This window comes from Pseudoalteromonas sp. 20-MNA-CIBAN-0454 (assembly GCF_040308685.1).
Lineage (GTDB): Bacteria > Pseudomonadota > Gammaproteobacteria > Enterobacterales > Alteromonadaceae > Pseudoalteromonas > Pseudoalteromonas nigrifaciens.
The window spans coordinates 47451-65019 of sequence record NZ_JBEOOB010000010.1 but is presented as its reverse complement, the minus strand read 5'-3'; the positions used below and the strand labels follow the sequence as shown (position 1 = coordinate 65019).

At 39.1% G+C, this 17569-nt stretch carries 14 protein-coding genes; 9 read left to right on the top strand and 5 right to left on the bottom strand.

Going from position 1 to position 17569, the window contains the following annotated elements; all coding sequences use genetic code 11:
• The first annotated feature begins 25 nt into the window (after positions 1-25).
• Positions 26-829 carry a DUF1338 domain-containing protein gene (locus AAEZ22_RS06880; protein WP_179806896.1) on the top strand — a complete coding sequence of 268 codons (804 nt, stop codon included), beginning with the start codon at positions 26-28 and terminating at the stop codon, positions 827-829.
• 444 nt (positions 830-1273) lie between these two features.
• Here AAEZ22_RS06880 and AAEZ22_RS06875 read toward each other — a convergent pair whose 3' ends face one another.
• Positions 1274-2554, bottom strand: coding sequence for a flavohemoglobin expression-modulating QEGLA motif protein (locus AAEZ22_RS06875; protein WP_197182317.1), 1281 nt, complete (start codon positions 2552-2554; stop codon positions 1274-1276).
• Positions 2555-2700: 146 nt separating this feature from the next.
• On the opposite strand from AAEZ22_RS06875, the gene AAEZ22_RS06870 reads away from it, so the two are divergent.
• The 7 genes from AAEZ22_RS06870 to AAEZ22_RS06840 all read left to right on the top strand — a co-directional run bounded on the left by AAEZ22_RS06870 (position 2701) and on the right by AAEZ22_RS06840 (position 9505).
• Complete coding sequence (locus tag AAEZ22_RS06870; protein WP_011330048.1) at positions 2701-2958, top strand: DUF3081 domain-containing protein; 258 nt, start codon at positions 2701-2703, stop codon at positions 2956-2958.
• Positions 2958-3260, top strand: a complete 303-nt coding sequence (locus tag AAEZ22_RS06865) for a hypothetical protein (RefSeq protein WP_197182316.1) — start codon at positions 2958-2960, stop codon at positions 3258-3260. The genes AAEZ22_RS06870 and AAEZ22_RS06865 overlap by 1 nt, the downstream gene beginning before the upstream one ends.
• 439 nt (positions 3261-3699) lie before the next feature.
• The gene (gene betI, locus AAEZ22_RS06860; protein WP_050754485.1) at positions 3700-4275 is read left to right on the top strand and encodes a transcriptional regulator BetI; all 576 of its coding nucleotides are present in this window, start codon (positions 3700-3702) and stop codon (positions 4273-4275) included.
• A gap of 1 nt (position 4276) precedes the next feature.
• Positions 4277-5740: a betaine-aldehyde dehydrogenase gene (gene betB, locus AAEZ22_RS06855; protein ID WP_197182315.1), complete on the top strand. Its 1464-nt coding sequence runs from the start codon at positions 4277-4279 to the stop codon at positions 5738-5740.
• 12 nt (positions 5741-5752) lie between these two features.
• Complete coding sequence (gene betA / locus AAEZ22_RS06850) at positions 5753-7420, top strand: choline dehydrogenase (protein WP_197182314.1); 1668 nt, start codon at positions 5753-5755, stop codon at positions 7418-7420.
• Positions 7421-7575: 155 nt separating this feature from the next.
• Entirely contained in the window at positions 7576-8793 is a 1218-nt protein-coding gene (locus AAEZ22_RS06845; RefSeq protein WP_058375019.1) for a BCCT family transporter, read from the top strand.
• 10 nt (positions 8794-8803) lie between these two features.
• The gene (locus tag AAEZ22_RS06840; protein ID WP_058375018.1) at positions 8804-9505 is read left to right on the top strand and encodes a TorF family putative porin; all 702 of its coding nucleotides are present in this window, start codon (positions 8804-8806) and stop codon (positions 9503-9505) included.
• Between the two features lie 88 nt (positions 9506-9593).
• Here AAEZ22_RS06840 and AAEZ22_RS06835 read toward each other — a convergent pair whose 3' ends face one another.
• From AAEZ22_RS06835 to fdxA, 3 genes are all read right to left on the bottom strand, one after another.
• Positions 9594-11504, bottom strand: coding sequence for a putative bifunctional diguanylate cyclase/phosphodiesterase (locus AAEZ22_RS06835; RefSeq protein WP_197182313.1), 1911 nt, complete (start codon positions 11502-11504; stop codon positions 9594-9596).
• Between the two features lie 139 nt (positions 11505-11643).
• Positions 11644-13890 carry a carbohydrate binding family 9 domain-containing protein gene (locus tag AAEZ22_RS06830; protein ID WP_197182312.1) on the bottom strand — a complete coding sequence of 749 codons (2247 nt, stop codon included), beginning with the start codon at positions 13888-13890 and terminating at the stop codon, positions 11644-11646.
• A gap of 146 nt (positions 13891-14036) precedes the next feature.
• A complete protein-coding gene (gene fdxA / locus AAEZ22_RS06825; protein WP_011330038.1) occupies positions 14037-14360 on the bottom strand; it encodes a ferredoxin FdxA in 324 nt (107 codons plus the stop codon).
• A gap of 194 nt (positions 14361-14554) precedes the next feature.
• On the opposite strand from fdxA, the gene AAEZ22_RS06820 reads away from it, so the two are divergent.
• Positions 14555-16165, top strand: a complete 1611-nt coding sequence (locus tag AAEZ22_RS06820) for an NAD(P)/FAD-dependent oxidoreductase (protein WP_011330037.1) — start codon at positions 14555-14557, stop codon at positions 16163-16165.
• Positions 16166-16256: 91 nt separating this feature from the next.
• Here AAEZ22_RS06820 and AAEZ22_RS06815 read toward each other — a convergent pair whose 3' ends face one another.
• Entirely contained in the window at positions 16257-17558 is a 1302-nt protein-coding gene (locus AAEZ22_RS06815) for a DEAD/DEAH box helicase (RefSeq protein WP_011330036.1), read from the bottom strand.
• Positions 17559-17569 lie beyond the last annotated feature (11 nt).

The window sequence follows — 17569 nt, the reverse complement described above, 5'->3', positions numbered from 1 at the left end:
ATATAACAAAATTTAAGGATTTAAAATGCATACTGATGTAAATACATTATTTGATAACCTATGGCAAAATTACTTAAACGTAACGCCATCGGCAGACAAAATTCATGATCTATTAGGTTCAACGCAAAAAGATGACATTATTAACGATCATATTGCTCTGCGTACCTTTAACATTGAAAAAGTGGGCTTAGAAAAGCTGGCAGCACACTTTTTAGCTTTGGGTTATAAAGAATGTGGTGAGTATCACTTTGAAGCTAAAAAACTATACGCAAAGCACTACGAGCATAGTGATTTAACACAGCCAAAAGTATTTATTTCTGAGTTGTTGGTAGATAAATGCTCTGCTGAGTTACAAGCAATTGTAAATGATATGGTGAGTCAAATTGACGAGGACGCAGTGACCGCCGATAACTTTTTATACTCAGGCACGCACTGGCAAGTAAGTACAGACACTTATAAGCAACTTCTTGCCGAGAGCGAATACGCAGCGTGGATGTCGGCATGGGGTTACCGAGCTAATCACTTTACGGTAAATATTAATACCCTTGATAAATTTGATAACATTGAAGATGTTAACCAAGCGCTAAAAGATGCAGGCTTTACACTTAATAGCTCAGGCGGCGAAGTAAAAGGCTCGCCAGAGGTATTACTTGAGCAATCGTCGACCCTTGCTGATGAGTACTCAGTAAGCTTTAGCGATGGTGAAATGAGCATTCCTAGCTGTTTTTATGAGTTTGCTATTCGCTACCCTAAAGCCGATGGCGAGCTTTACACCGGGTTTGTAGCAGCCTCTGCCGATAAAATTTTTGAAAGTACCAATGCGCGCTAACTAGCCTGCATTTAGTCACTCTTTAAAAAGCCCGTAAAGGGCTTTTTTTATGCTTATTTAACCGGAGCTCTGGTAAAGAGGTTTACTAACGTAATGGCGCTTTCGATAAATTTCACTTATCGATAAGATGATTTAAATTAATAACCCAAACTACTGTTTTATATTAACTTAAATTAATTCCAAGCTATTTAAAATTAACTATTACACACATTAAAAACACGTTTTATTATTTCGCTGCTTCTTGATTATAATCAATCTGAGTAGATTACAAACCTAGTTTGTAGCAAGGCAAATCAGCAACTATACAGCCAAGTTTTACCTGGCTAATTACTAGCAAACTTTCCTCAACTATAGTTACGTTGGCTTGTAACTATATACTTAAACGCAGTTGCTCATTCCAACTGCGTTTTTTTTGCTTTAAGGGAGAAAAGCTCCCAGTAGTTATTATAAAAACAGCGGCTTATAATCGTTTTCTAATTGTTCAAACGACAAGTCTCCAATAAAGCGCCCAAAGCTGAGCCAAGTTGCTAAACCGCGTAAGTCTTTAAAGTGTGGAGGTACAAACTTAGGCGATTCGATTACTCCTAAACTATGCAGTTGCGTAATCAGCCTAAAGTCATCAATCGATATTTTTCCAACCAGTAATAAAGGCAGTTGATCGATTCTGCCCAGTTGTATGGCAACCCGAATTAAGTTGTACACCAAAACAAAGCCTTTAATGTAGGCAATGTCTTTAGTAAACGGCAAACCTGTGGGGGTACTGCCCCTAAATACACGCTGAGCTAAAGTATAGCTTTCATCTTGCGATAACCCTTGCGCTACATAATCGCGGTAAATATCAACAAATTCAGCACCATCAATTACCTTGGTCACCGCTTGAATACGGTTAACTAATTTAGATAAGCGCCGTGGTGTTGATTTTAAGGTAATAATTTCGGTTAATACCGCAAGGCCCTCTTGGGTCACTGTTGAGCTTGGCGTGCCTTTACTTAAACAGGTTAAGTAAGGTTGCGCTAGGCCATTTTGCGTCGTGCCTACATGTATCCAGCCTTCGTGCACTTCTAGAATATCGAGTTCACGCTGCGAAAACTTCACATCTTTATTTAGCTTAATGTTATTAGCCCCAGCTGCTGCATCGCTCACTATGCCATCGCTTAGTATTACCTCTACGTTGATCCCTACCATACTGGCATTAACTTGCTCAGATAAAATACGCACAGCATCGCTTGCTGCTATATTTTTAGGATCGTCTGGCAGTATATCGGCAATTAATAAGTTTTTAAGCGGCCGCTCTAACATGTTTGCCAGCTCAGTAAGTGAAGGCTCACCAGCATGAAACAAATCTTTAGGGTGCCCAAATAGCTCTACTGATAGGTCATGAAATTCAGGCGTTCCTCGATATTCCAGCATGCTTAATACGGTTTTATACTCGCTGCACATTTTTCCCATATATTGAGCTATTGGGTTTAGCTGTCCTAACTGGTTAATAATGTTACGCTGCAAAGTAGAAAACGCTTGGCGTAGTTCGCTGGGCACAAATCCTAAATCGCGCTGCTGATAATAAGCACGATCGATAACTGGATTTTTTTGACATTTTTGTCTAAAAAATTCTTCTTTAATTTGTTTATCCCAATTAATCGCATCCAGTATTCTTATAGGTGTTTGCAGGGCAACTAATTGATCTGATAATTCACGAGTTTTAAGTAGTAACGCCTTGTCTATCATGGTGTAAGCTCAACAAATAATGAATTGTGAGCATAATTTAAAATAACCAAATTACAAAGTAATATCATCATTTTTTAACCATTGTTTTTAAGATGATCGGACCACATATCTAAAACGTATATACTTGCAAAGTTAAGGATTAATTAATGAAAAATGAAATCGACAACAAGCAAATTTTAGCTGTGTATGAACGCATAATACAACGCGGCGAAATGCAGGATGATGGTAAGCATTATCAAGGTGTTACCGCGTATTCAGACGCAGACGGTTATACCATTTATTTACAAGGCAGCGGCGTAGAACTGCGTTTTGGGTTTCATAATACGTATCATCTTGATTACGAACATGAAAAACACAAAGATGACTTTTTAAAAAAATTACACAATATTGCCAATGAAACCTAATGCTGCCACCCAGGCTTAAAAAACGCGCCACTAGCAAGCTCAATACTTCCTTTATTACGCAAGTAATTATTGAGCTTGAAGCTAACCCGCACAAGCTCGAAATTATTCGCCACAACCTAGCTTACTACCGTACCCAAACCCATTTAAAAAAAGGCTTTCTCCTCGCTATTGAGCGATTTGACTGGGTGTTTGCAGCATGTAATAACGTGGATGAAATTTGCGCACAAATTATGGCCGATGACTACATTGGAAATCGTCTTAGGCGTTATCCTCTTTTGTTCAAAGGTACATTAGCGCCTTAAATTAAGCTGTAACAATACGTCTGCTTTGTACCTATATTAGCCCTTCTTGCTTTGCTATATTTACAATTAACTTTATAAAACCAGCCTGTTGTTATAATTATATCCATTGCAATTTTGGCTATATAAACAGCAACACATACCGTTAGTGCTCTAATGATTACCGTACTAAGCATATTATTTGAAATTATTTACATTTTATTTCTTAGCCAAAATAACCCTACCCTATTGTACTACAAAATAATACATAAACTCTTGTTTTTAAACAACATAAAACAAATTCAATGTTTATTATTTACGTATACTAGACTACCTTTTTTGTTAATGATTCATCTACATTTTGGCATCCGATCATTTACCTGCGCCTTGAATTGTTAGAGCTATTACCTTAAACTTATGTTTATTGAACGGTCAATTAATAATAAATATGCCTAAAGTTGGAATGGAACCTATAAGACGTCAGCAGCTAATTGACGCAACAATTGAGTCGGTTGCACAGCGCGGTTTACAGGCAACCACTATTAACAGTATTAGTAAAAATGCGGGATTATCCTCTGGCATAATTAGTCATTACTTTGGTGGTAAGCAGGGATTAATTGAAGCAACGGTGAGGTATTTACTTACGAGTTTAAAACAGGAGCTTGTTTGCAAACTTGAAGCAAATACCAACGCGACGCAGCGCTTAATGTTTATTATTGAAGCCAACTTTGCACTTGTGCAACAGCGCTCAGATACTACACGAACTTGGTTGAGCTTTTGGGCACAATCAATGCACGATGCCGAATTACACCGGCTACAAAATGTAAACAGCAAACGCTTGCAAAGTAATTTAGCATTTTCATTTAAGCAATTAATGCCCGCTGAGCAAGCAAAACAAGCCGCCGAACTTAGCGCCGCCATGATCGACGGCCTATGGTTACGAGCAGTACTTAGTAAATCAAACGAACATCAGTTTAATCACAGTGAAAAGCTAGCAAAAAGTTATGTGCATTCACTCATCAAGCAATATGGAGCCTAGCGTGACAACACCTGTCTATCAAAATTTTATTAACGGCCATTTCCTTGCAAATAAAAGCGGCAAAACATTTGATGTAACTAACCCTGCTACGGGTGAAGTTATTTATGCAGTAGAAATTGCTGACGAGTTTATTCAAAACGCTGCCATTGCAAGTGCAAAGCAAGGTTTTGCTCAGTGGTCGGCCATGTCGCCTATTGAGCGCAGTCGCATTTTACTCAAGGCCGTAGCAATTTTACGCGAGCGCAATGACGAGCTAGCGCTGGTAGAGGTACTTGATACCGGCAAACCAATGCAAGAAGCAAACTGTGTAGATATTGAAACAGGCGCTGATGTTATTGAATTCTTTGCTGGTTTAGCACCGGCACAAGTTGGCCAACAACAAATGGTTGGCAGCGACTTTTACTATACCCGTAAAGAGCCTTTAGGTATTTGCGCTGGTATTGGTGCGTGGAACTACCCGCTACAAATTGCCTGTTGGAAATCGGGCCCTGCTCTTGCCGCTGGTAATGCGTTTATTTTTAAACCATCGGAAGAAACACCACTTGGCGCAATTAAGCTAGCTGAAATTTTTGTAGAAGCTGGCGTACCCGCAGGTGTATTTAATGTCGTACAAGGCGCAGGCGATGTAGGCCAATGGCTAACACAGCATACTGATATAGATAAAGTGTCGTTTACTGGCGAAGTAGGTACAGGTAAAAAGGTAGTTGCGAGCGCTGCGGGATCTTTAAAAGATGTCACCATGGAGCTTGGTGGTAAGTCGCCATTAATTGTATTTGATGATGCCAATATTGAACAAGCAGTAAGTGCTGCAATGTTAGGCAACTTTTATACTCAAGGCGAAGTATGTACTAATTGTACCCGTATTTATGTTCATAAAAATGTATATCAACAATTTATTGATGAGCTTAAAACCCGTACTGAACAAAATATTATTGCCGGCGATCCTCAAGATTTAAATACTAACTTTGGCGCGCTAATTTCTAAAAAGCATCAAGACTTAGTAATGAGCTACGTTAATAAAGGTATTGCAGAGGGCGCAACGCTACTAACAGGTGGTACAACACTTTCACCTGCATCTGCACCTAACGGCTATTTTGTTGCCCCTACTGTGTTTATTGATTGCAACGATGACATGAGCATAGTTAAAGAGGAAATATTTGGCCCAGTAATGAGCGTGTTGGTATTTGATGACGAAGACGATGTGATTAAACGTGCAAACGGTACTCACCTTGGTCTAGCTGCGGGTGTATTTACTAGCGACATTAAACGTGCACACCGTGTTATTCATCAACTACAAGCGGGTATTTGTTGGATTAACGCTTATGGTAACTCACCTGCAGAAATGCCAGTTGGTGGTTACAAGCAATCGGGCATTGGCCGCGAAAACGGCATAGAAACCCTCGATACTTATACCCAAACTAAATCTGTTTATGTTGGTATGGCCGACATAGAAAGCCCATTTTAAAGGATACTGATTATGAGTAATTCGTATGACTATATTATTGTGGGCGCAGGCTCTGCAGGTTGCGTGTTAGCAAATCGCTTATCAGCCGATAAAAACACCCGTGTATTACTACTAGAAACGGGTGGCAGTGATAAAAGCATTTTTATAAAAATGCCTACCGCGCTTTCTATTCCAATGAATAGCGATAAGTACGCGTGGCAGTTTCATACCCAACCTGAGCCGCATTTAGACAACCGCGAAATGCATTGTCCGCGCGGTAAAGTACTCGGTGGTTCGTCATCTATTAATGGCATGGTGTATGTACGCGGCCATGCAAAAGACTTTGACGAATGGCAACACAATGGCGCAAACGGCTGGGATTATCAGTCGTGTTTACCGTATTTTCAAAAAGCAGAAAGCTTTTACTTAGGTGAAAATAAGTACCGTGGCGGTAAAGGCCCGCTGGGCGTTAATAACGGTAACGAAATGAAAAACCCTTTGTACAGCACCTTTATTAAAGCGGGCATTGAAGCGGGTTACGCACACACTAACGACTACAATGCCTCGCAGCAAGAAGGCTTTGGGCCAATGCACATGACGGTAAAAGACGGTGTACGTAGCTCAGCCGCGCGTGAATACTTAGATCCAGTTAAATCGCGTAATAATTTAACTATTGTTACCGGTGCACTTGCCCAGCGCGTTGTTTTAGAGGGCAAAAAAGCCACTGGTATTGAATACAAAGTAAATGGCGAAGTTAAAACCGCTGTTGCTGCAAAAGAAGTGATATTAAGCGCCGGCTCTATTGGCTCGCCACATATTTTACAGCTATCGGGTATTGGCGATAGCGAAGTGCTTAAAAAAGCAGGCATTGAGGTAAAACACCATTTACCCGGTGTAGGGCAAAACTTACAAGATCATCTTGAGTTTTACTTTCAATATAAGTGCAAACAACCTATTACCTTAAACGGTAAATTAGGGTTAATTTCAAAAGGTTTAATTGGTGCACGTTGGTTATTAACCCGCAAGGGACTGGGCGCTACAAATCACTTTGAATCATGTGCTTTTATTCGCTCTAAGCCTGGAGTTGAATGGCCAGATTTGCAATACCACTTTTTACCTGCCGCAATGCGCTACGACGGACGCAGTGCCTTTGACGGCCATGGTTTTCAAGTACATGTAGGTCATAACAAGCCAAAAAGCCGCGGCAGCGTTACTATTGCATCGGCTGATCCTGAGCAACCACCTAAAATTGTGTTTAATTACCTACAACATCAAGATGACATTGAAGGCTTTAGAGCCTGTGTACGCCTAACTCGTGAAATTATTGAGCAAAGTGCCTTTGATGATTATCGCGATGAAGAAATTCAGCCAGGTAAGCATATTCAAACCGATGCAGAAATAGATGCCTTTGTCCGTCAAACGGTTGAAAGCGCTTATCACCCTTCTTGCTCTTGCAAAATGGGTGAAGATGAACTGGCAGTCGTTAATTCAGACACCCAAGTACATGGGATCGCAGGTTTACGTGTAGTTGACTCATCTATATTTCCAACCATACCAAACGGTAACTTAAACGGCCCTACCATTATGGTGGCCGAAAAAGCCGCTGATATTATTTTAGGTAATAAGCCATTAGCGAAGCTCAATGCACCAGTAGCAATGAGCGCTGACTGGCAAACAACACAACGTAATAGCAAGATATAAATTAAGCCACTAGCAAAGGTTTACTACTTAGGTAGTTAAGCCTTTGTGAGACTCGCCGTGGCTCACGATATAAATTGGTTATGTTGTGTTAACGCGAGAAAAAACAATAAACGGAGTATTTATGAATTACTTTTATTTATTTTGGGAGGGCGATAATGACTATTTGGCTTAGTGCTGGGATTATTTTCACCTTATTAGCTGTAATCGCTATTTTATTTAAATGGGGCAATGTACGTGTTGTTGGTGTAACGCCTGTTAGAACATTTACCTTTATAGCCATATTATTTACCTCAGGCCTAGATGTTGGCCTTATTATGTTTCCGTTAACCGAATTTGCCGGTTATGCAGACATAAAAGCAAGCCCAGAGTACGCATTTGCCAATCCGCTAGCTATTGAGTTTGGCTATTGGGGGTTTTTAATCTGGGGATTTTACTTTCTTACGTGCTTTTATTTCTGTGTAATAGAACCTAAAGTTAAATTTTTCGACATTCCTTGGGTTAAGTTTATTAATAACGTTGTCATCATTGGCACCTGTGCATTTACTGCTTACCTACTACTGACTAATTTACCTTGGTACTTACCCGATTTAGGCGATGGCTCAAGTGTTATTCCGGTGTTTTATTTAATTGTGTTGGCTGCAATATCGTTTGCTGCCTACTCGAGTACCGACATTAAGTATGTACGTATTTTAAGTATTTCTACTACTTGGATGTTTTTAGCGCTCATTGCCTTTATGTGGGCGGGTGCATTTGTATTTGGTGACAGTGAATTGTCTGCCTTTTCGAATAACTTAGGCGCTATTGGTACTTATTTTGCCAATATTAATGAGTTTGTTTTACCGCTGAATGACTATCATGAGTTTTATTTATTTTGGTGGTTTGCATGGAGCATTATGATAGGTCAATTTACTGCACGCTTTGTGGGTGGATTAAGAACGTATCAAGTATTAGCTGCGATGTTGATTTTCCCATCAATTCCAATTGCTATCTGGTTTAGTGTGCTTTATCACTACCACGAAGCTGGTATTCCTACCGAAGGTATTAAAAACTTTGCCATGGTATTTGTTGGTATTATTTTTGTAATTAACTCTCTTGATTCGCTTATCCGGTTATACACAGATAACTTAAACTTGACGGTTAAACGCTTAGGTAAATTTAAATACTTAACCATGAATATTGTTGCTTTGTCGTTGTTAACATTACTATTTAAGTTAGAGTTTTTGCAAATTCAATGGGTTGGCGCATTAGTTATTGCCTTGTTCTTTATTTGTATTGCTTATATTGGCTACAACAAATTAAAAACGGTGAACGACATTATAGGCTCACCAAAAGCAAACAAAATTGATTACACCAAAATTGAAAATATGAGCTAGAAAAAACATTATGAATAATAAACTAAAACAACTTTTTATCGCTTTACCTTTTACACTTTTATCTACAACTGCAGCGGCTAATTGGTCAACAACCATTACTGCCGCTTCTGACTATACTTTCAATGGTGTAACGCAAACAGATAACGACCCTGCAATTCAAGCAAGCCTTGATTACGCTTTTGATAACGGTGTATATGCAGGTGTTTGGGCCTCTAATGTAGATTTTGGTGATGACACTGATTTCGAACTTGATGCTTATGTAGGTAGATACATTCAGCTTAATGAACGCTTTAGTGCTGATTACGGTATTGCTTATTACACTTACCAAGGCAATAATAGTGATGGTAATTATGGCGAAGCCTATACTAAATTTGGCTATGCGAGTGATTATGGCCAAACAGAGCTTAACTTTTGGTACAGCTGGGATTACTTTGGCAGTGGTGCAAGTCATGTTATATCGCAAATAGCACATACATATGAGTTAGCACCTAACCATGCGCTACGTGCAAGTTTTGATATTTCGAACTCATTAGACGGTAAAAAATACGCGTGGGATAGCAATGAAAAAAAATCTTACAACCATTACCGCTTAGCATACCAAACTAGCTATGAAGGTTTTAATATTGAAGTTGCCGCTGAAAACACCAGCTTAGATTACGACTACGCAGATGAGCGCCTAGTACTGGCCGTTTCACGTACGTTTAATTTATAAACTTAATTAAATGAATGCTATTACTTAGCAAAAAATGCCACTTAAGTTAAGTGGCATTTTTATGTGCGGCTGTAAAATATGCAATTTACTAATTACTTATTTCCCAGGCACTGGTTCCTGAGCCTGACATATTGCTCACATTTTTGTTGAGTAGTTTATTACCTACATTAACAGATGACTCTGGCCTACTTACTAAATAGCCTTGTACAGAGCTCACACCTATACGCTTTACTAATTCAAACTGTGCTGGCTCTTCTACACCTTCGGCCACTATTTTAAGCCCCAGCTTTTGTCCGAGTTCGCAAATAGTTTTTAATATATCAAGGTACTTTTTACTTTTATTTGCTTGAGTAATAAAAGAGCGATCAATTTTAATCACATCTATAGGTAAATCAGCCAAGGTACTTAAAGAGCTAAAACCAGTACCAAAATCATCAATGGCAATCGTAATGCCCTCTTTACGTAATTTTTCAAGCTCTTTAATTATTAAAGAATCTGCTTTTATAAGCGTTGATTCTGTAATTTCTAGCATCAGTGAGTTAGGTGACAGCCCGGTTTTGGTAAGGGTTGCCATAACCCAGTCATATATAGATCTATGTTTTAGCTGCACTCCCGACACGTTTACCGATATTCTTACTTTGCGCAAACCGGCATTATGCCATGCAGCCATTTGTCTACATGCCTCTAACATAATCCAATCGCCTAATTCTAAAATCAAATTAGACTCCTCAGCTATAGGAATAAATTCAACAGGCGAAATCATTCCCTCAATTGAATGGTTCCAACGTGTTAGTGCTTCAAAATAATCTATCATGCAATCTTCAACATGTACGATAGGTTGAAAGTTTAAATAAAAGTCTTTGCGGGCGACCGCTAAACGCAGCTCTTCTAGCAAATAATGATAGCGACGCATTTTATTACCCATTTCGGGAGAGTAGACTTTAAAAATACCTTTACCATCGTGCTTTGCTCTATACATAGCTACATCTGCAAGTTGCAGTAAGGCTTGCGGCGTTGAGGCACTCTCTGGGTATTTTGCAATACCTATGCTGGCACTTATTTTTATAATTTTATTACCTAACACAAAGTCTTTTTCTAACTCGTTTAATACATTCCTTGCAATATCTAAAACTTGCGCTTCTGACTCAACTGACTCTATAAAAATAGAGAACTCATCGCCCCCTAGTCGAGATAAATTTTGCTCTAACTGGTTAGCTAGATTTATGTTATTTAACTTATTATGGCGTAATACATTGGCTAAACGGGTTGCCACTTGAACTAATATTTCGTCACCAAAACTATGCCCAAAAGAGTCATTTACTTTTTTAAAACCATCCAAATCAATAAACAATAAAGCACATTTTAAATTTTCAATATTTACTTGGCTAATTTGTCTATCTATATGTTTAATATAGGCATGGCGGTCTATTAGTAGGGTGAGTTTATCTTGGTAAATACTGGTTTGAGTTTGCTTTACATAGTGCTCAACATGGCTATTAAGGGTGCTTATAGACTCACTCAGCGTTGTAATACTATTAGCGTTAGCTGCTGACTTTGTTTGTAAGTTAAATGCTTTGAGTAAGGTATCTGTTTGTTTATTAAGTTGGATAATTTTTTTTGTGTAGTAATGTTTTTTAAGCTCTTTTTTTAAATACACAAAGCCAATGAGAAAAATCACAAAAAATATAAATAGGTTTCGTGGCGATGTAAGCGTAATTAAAATTAAATCGTTAGCTTTAACCGCTATAAATTCTGTTTTGCTGGTTTTCAATACTATAAAGTTTATATTGTTTTGCTTAACAATATAATAGCCATTTAATATTGGGTTATACCAAGGGGCCAATGTCAATGTGGTGGTATCTATTTCAAAATTACGAACATCGATATTAGAGTGAAATAAATTAATTTTATCTATCTGATTACTTATACCTACATTAATACTAAAACATAAAGAAATAGCCATTATTATAATTACATTTATAGATTTTAATTTATTCACTTAAAGGTCCATCTAACGTTGTTAACATATTAAAGCATAAGAAAATAAAACATCATATAGGCTGTTTTTACTACTAATTAAGTTATTATACAATCCTTAATGATTGCAAGGCATTCATTATTATCTAATTAAGTGCATTTTAAAGCTGCCATGCGTAACTGACTTTAGTAAAAAAGGTGCGCTGGTCGCGCTCTAAGCTTTTAAGTGAATCATCTTGATAACCTTTATCTGAATACCCTAAGTAAAATAATGTTTGCGCATTAATTTTGTACGAATAAACGAGTTGGCTGCCGTAATCTTTATTAGTTTGGTTCACTTGATAAAAATAAGCATTTTCGTTGCGATCAATATCTTCAAATTGCCAAATAAGCTTTAGCATTGAGCGCATATTAAATTTATAGTAAAGCCTAAAATCAATTAGGTTAGCTGTAAAAACACGCTCCCCTTGTGGGTTGTCTAATTGGCTGTAGCTATGCTTTATATCAACTTGCCAATGATTGTTTATATCCCACACCGCTTGAGTTTGGGTATCAAAGGCGTCACCTAGTTGCTCATTACTGTAGTCAATGCGACTCCCGTATTCAACATACAAAGACAGCCTAAGATCTTTTGTTGGTTTAAATCCGCTGTAAATATAACCAATGTTTTGATTATAAAAATTAGTGTTATAATTTTCATACCTATGTATCAGCCCTATTTCGAAAATAGACTGTTTTTGGCCTTTAAAGCTTAAATAACCTTCGTACTCTTGCTCAAGTAAATCGCCATTTTTCGCCCAGGTTTTATCCCAATCAGCTACATATGACCAAGAGGTAACTAAATCATTTTCATCTCGATACCAGGTTTGCCCGCCTCCTAAAATAACTTTTTCGTAATCGACCTTAGCTTGATAGCCTAAATCGGCGCGATAATCTGCGCCAATATTTTCGTACTCTGCGAATAATTTATAATCGCGTTTATCGCGGGTGAGCTTAATTGCATACGCTTGATCGGATTGTGTTTGTGACAGGTTATAATTTTCAACTAAAAATGCTGAGTTGCGGGTATCACTGCTCGCAACTTGATAACTTAAGGTGTCTGATTGATTAAACCAGTAACTCCCGTCAACTGATAAAACCGTATTGCGATAGTCATCACCTTCACGATGCGTACTTGAAACCCCTATAGTGCCTTGCTGGCCAATATCGTACTGGTAACGCGCCACTGCCACTTTGGTATTTTCGTTTAAGCTTGCAAATCCTGAGCCCTGATTAGTTGGCAGTAAAATATTGCTATTGTCGTCATCGGCAAACATCACCGCATAACTGTGATTAGCTGTTTTGCCGGTTAATTTAGCGCCTAGATTAGGCTCTGCAATGGTGCGAGTATATAAAAGCTCAAATAAACTACTTTTAAAATATGACGCACCGTCTAAAAAAAACGGTCGTTTTTCTTCATAGTATATAGAGTAAGTGGTATTAATATCCAGCGCCAGAGAGTCGGTTTCCACTTGCGAGAAGTCTGGATTTATAGTGGCGTTTATAACGGCGTCTTGGCTTAAGCCCCAGCGTAAATCTATACCTACTTCGGCGTTTACATCGCCATTTTCCCAATCACCCGGTAACTGTGATTTGGTATCGTTACGCAGCGCAGTTAAAGTAGGCGTTAATTGCAGGTTTTTGCTGGCCGTTATTTTTTCAAAGCCGGTAAGTTTATCAAACTGACAAAGGCTGCACTTAATATCGCGATCAAACCCAATGTTTGATAACTGATAAAGCACATCTCGTTGATAATTGCGCATTAGGGCAAAACCCCAGGTTAATTGCTCTTTATTTTGTGCAAAACGCAGCGCTTTAAAAGGAATACGCATTTCTACCACATAACCTTGCTCAGTAATCTTGCCTGCGCTATCCCAAATGGCATTCCAAGAAAGGTCTTGTTGCCAGCCATCGGTGTCGGTCATGCGAATATCGCCCTGAGCCCCTAGCGGGTTCACATAAAATTCATAACCAGAGCGCTCATCATTAAAGGTATCAATTACTAGTGCCACGGTGTCATCTTGCCACAGAGTATCGCGATCTCGCAGTGCAGCGCGAATGTGCGTTGGGTCAGGATCGTGTGCAACAAACGCTACATATAAGTTACTGCCGTCTTCGTATATATAAGCATCGGTTTTTACCGGTGGCGTACCTTTTTCATTTGGTTCATCTTGAAACTGCAATGCAATGCGCGTGGCATCTTGCCAATGCGCCTCATTCATTACCCCATCTACTGTTATATTTTTATTAATACGCGTGAGTGAATAGTGTTGTTTATTGGCAAGCGCGCTTGGAGTGGTGAGTAAAAGAAAGAAAAAGCTTAAAATAAAGAACACTGATTGTTTTTTTATTATTATTAAGTACTGCATAAACATCCATTTAGACTTAAATTACTCAATAAGAGTAATTTCTGGCGTGGATTGTAGTTTATACCAATGGATTTGTTAATACCTTGCAAAGAGTTTTTTGCATAACATTAACTAATTAATAATAAAGAAGTATTTAAGCGCAGCGATTAGGTTTCAATAAGCTTGAGTTTATCAGCAATACCATTCCACTCATCAGCATCGGCTGGGGCTGGTTTTGCCTGCGTAATGCGTGGCCATATAAGTGCAAGCTCGGCATTTAGTTCGGTAAACTCTTGTTGTGACTCTGGTAATTCATCTTCTTGATAAATAGCATCAGCTGAACATTCAGGTACGCATAAACCACAGTCAATGCAATCAATTGGGCTTATAGCTAAAAAGTTAGGGCCTTCAAAAAATGCATCTGCTGGGCACACTGATACGCAATCTGTGTACTTACATTTAATACAGTTTTCGGTGACTACAAATGCCATAATGGTTCAATGCCTAAGGTTTTATAACGACAACGGCGGATCATACCCAACCAAGGCTAAAATACAATATATAAGTGCCATAATAGCGTAATTTAACGTAAAATAAGCGCCTTATGTTTTGTGGTGCTATTTGCGCTACTCCCCTTATTGTGAGCGGTAATTAAAAGCCCGCTAAGACACCTAAAAGAGACAAAATGATACGTTTAACCGAAATAAAACTACCGCTAGATCATGACGAAAATGCAATTAAAGATGCCATTGTCAGTAAGCTAAAAATAACGCCAGAACAGTTACATAGTTTTAATGTGTTTAAACGTGGTTACGATGCCCGTAAAAAAACAGCTATTTTACTTATTTATACCTTAGATATAAGCGTTGATAACGAAGAGCAGTTACTCACAACTTTTGCCAAAGATCAGCATGTAAAAGTAGCACCCGACACCGCTTATAAGTTTGTTGCCCAGGCAAATAACGATTTAAAAGAGCGCCCTGTCGTAATAGGCTTTGGCCCTTGTGGTTTATTTGCAGGTTTAGTGTTGGCACAAATGGGCTTTAAGCCAATTATATTAGAGCGTGGTAAAGAAGTACGCGAGCGCACTAAAGATACCTTTGGTTTTTGGCGTAAGCGCGCACTAAATACCGAGTCAAATGTACAATTTGGTGAAGGCGGCGCAGGTACATTCTCCGACGGTAAATTATACAGCCAAGTAAAAGATCCAAAACATTATGGCCGTAAAGTTATTACCGAGTTTGTTGCCGCTGGCGCGCCAGAAGAAATTTTATACGTAAGTAAGCCACACATAGGAACCTTTAAACTGGTAACTATGATTGAAAAAATGCGCGCGCATATTGTAGAACTTGGCGGCGAAATTCGCTTTAGCACTCGCGTAGACGACATTCATTTAGAAGACGGCCAAGTAACGGGCTTAACCTTGTCAAATGGCGAGCAGCTAAATACCCGCCATGTAGTGCTTGCTGTGGGTCACAGTGCCCGTGATACCTTTGATATGCTATATAAAAAAGGTATTTACATGGAAGCTAAACCATTTTCGGTGGGCTTTAGGATCGAGCATAAGCAATCTATGATCGATGAGTGCCGTTTTGGCGACAATGCAGGTAACCCCATTTTAGGCTCTGCTGATTACAAACTAGTTCACCACTGTGATAATGGCCGTACCGTATATAGTTTTTGTATGTGCCCAGGGGGGACTGTGGTTGCAGCCACCTCTGAAGAAGGCCTAGTTGTTACCAATGGTATGAGCCAATATTCTCGTAGTGAGCGCAATGCAAACAGCGCTATTGTTGTAGGTATTTCGCCAGAGCAAGACTTTCCGGGTCACCCATTAGCGGGTATTGAGTTACAACGTAAACTTGAAAAACAAGCATACGAACTTGGCGGCAGTAATTACGATGCGCCAGCACAACTTATTGGCGACTTTTTAAAGGGTAAATCGTCATCAGCTTTAGGCGATGTGCAATCATCTTATACGCCGGGTATTAAATTAACCGATTTAGCCGATGTATTACCTAAATATGCAATTGATGCTCTGCGTGAAGCAATTCCGGCATTTAATAAGCAAATTCGTGGTTTTTCAACTAATGATGGCTTACTAACAGGGGTAGAAACACGTACCTCTTCGCCGGTAAGTATTAAGCGCGATAAAACACTTCAAAGTATTAATACTAAAGGGCTTTACCCTTCTGGAGAAGGCGCAGGCTATGCCGGTGGTATTTTATCGGCAGGTATTGATGGTATTAAAGCAGCTGAAGCGGTGGCGCTTTCAATGCTAGAAAACGCAAAATAAGCGTTTTATTAATTTAAGCCATAAAAAAACCTGAGCAAGCTCAGGTTTTTTTGTAACTGCAAATAACCATATTAGGTTAGCGCATTATTAATTACTTTTTAAGCGACAGTTTTTCGCCTTTTAAGCTTTTACGTATTTTAGATATACGTGAGCGATTTACTGCTCTTGCTTCGCCAGTTGCTTGACCAGATGGCTTATTAGCACGAGTACGACGTAAGTGTGCAGGCTTTTTGCCAATTTTATCAATTAATACTTCACGGTTACTTACTGCATAGCCTTCTAAGTAAACACGTTTAATTTTTTGACCAATTAAGGTTTCAATTTCAAACAACATGTTTTCTTCTTCACGGCTTACAAATGAAATTGCTTGGCCTTCTTTACCTGCGCGGCCAGTACGACCAATACGATGTACGTAGTCCTCTGCAAGCCAAGGTAAGTCAATATTAATTACACGCGGTAAACCGTCTATATCAATACCACGCGCCGCAACTTCTGTTGCCACTAATACACGTACTTTACCTTCTTTAAATTCACGCAGCGCACGACGACGATTACCTTGTGACTTATCGCCATGACAAACCGCAGCCGGAATACCATCAAGGTTAAGCTCTGTTACTAGCTCATCGGCTGTTTCTTTCATGTTTACAAATACTAACACTTGCTGCCAGTTTTTCTTACCAATTAGCTCAGAAAGCAGCTCTTGCTTACGGCGCTCTTCAACTGGGTAAACCACATGCGCTACAGTGCTAGCAGTACTGTTTGTTTGATCAACACGTACTATTTCTGGCTGTTTTAATACTTTAGATGCAAACTGTTTAATTGCTGCTGGGAAAGTAGCTGAAAACAACAAGATTTGACGATCGTCAGCGCAGCTTTTTATAACGCCTTGCATCTCTTCAATAAAGCCCATATCGAGCATACGGTCTGCTTCATCAAGTACCAAATGCTTTACGCTGGCAAGGCTTAAGTTACCTAAGCGAATATGATCAAGTAAACGCCCTGGCGTTGCTACTACAATATCAACACCTTCTTTAAGTGCATTAGCTTGGCCTGCGGTGTTAACACCGCCAAATAAGCTGACTACTTTTAACGAAGTGTGTTTTGCGAAGTCTTTAAAGTTATTTGCTATTTGCTCTGCAAGTTCGCGCGTAGGCGCTAAAACTAAAGCATGCGGAGCATTAGTAGTGCTTACTTCAGACTCAAATAATTTTTGAATAATTGGTAGCGCAAACGCGGCGGTTTTACCCGTCCCCGTTTGTGCACTTGCTAAAACGTCTTTACCTTTACGAACAGCAGGAATTGCTGCGCGCTGAATGGGCGTAAGGGTGTGATAGTTAAGTTCGTCTAACGCCTGAACAAGTTCAGGAGCAAAACTAAAAGATTTAAAATTCATGGTATATAACC

Coding starts and splice junctions, on each gene's coding strand:
- AAEZ22_RS06820 (WP_011330037.1), top strand. CDS start 14,555: ATGATACGTTTAACCGAAATAAAACTACCGCTAGATCATGACGAAAAT.
- AAEZ22_RS06840 (WP_058375018.1), top strand. CDS start 8,804: ATGAATAATAAACTAAAACAACTTTTTATCGCTTTACCTTTTACACTT.
- AAEZ22_RS06880 (WP_179806896.1), top strand. CDS start 26: ATGCATACTGATGTAAATACATTATTTGATAACCTATGGCAAAATTAC.
- AAEZ22_RS06870 (WP_011330048.1), top strand. CDS start 2,701: ATGAAAAATGAAATCGACAACAAGCAAATTTTAGCTGTGTATGAACGC.
- AAEZ22_RS06830 (WP_197182312.1), bottom strand. CDS start 13,890: ATGCAGTACTTAATAATAATAAAAAAACAATCAGTGTTCTTTATTTTA.
- betA (WP_197182314.1), top strand. CDS start 5,753: ATGAGTAATTCGTATGACTATATTATTGTGGGCGCAGGCTCTGCAGGT.
- AAEZ22_RS06875 (WP_197182317.1), bottom strand. CDS start 2,554: ATGATAGACAAGGCGTTACTACTTAAAACTCGTGAATTATCAGATCAA.
- fdxA (WP_011330038.1), bottom strand. CDS start 14,360: ATGGCATTTGTAGTCACCGAAAACTGTATTAAATGTAAGTACACAGAT.
- AAEZ22_RS06865 (WP_197182316.1), top strand. CDS start 2,958: ATGCTGCCACCCAGGCTTAAAAAACGCGCCACTAGCAAGCTCAATACT.
- betI (WP_050754485.1), top strand. CDS start 3,700: ATGGAACCTATAAGACGTCAGCAGCTAATTGACGCAACAATTGAGTCG.
- AAEZ22_RS06815 (WP_011330036.1), bottom strand. CDS start 17,558: ATGAATTTTAAATCTTTTAGTTTTGCTCCTGAACTTGTTCAGGCGTTA.
- AAEZ22_RS06845 (WP_058375019.1), top strand. CDS start 7,576: ATGACTATTTGGCTTAGTGCTGGGATTATTTTCACCTTATTAGCTGTA.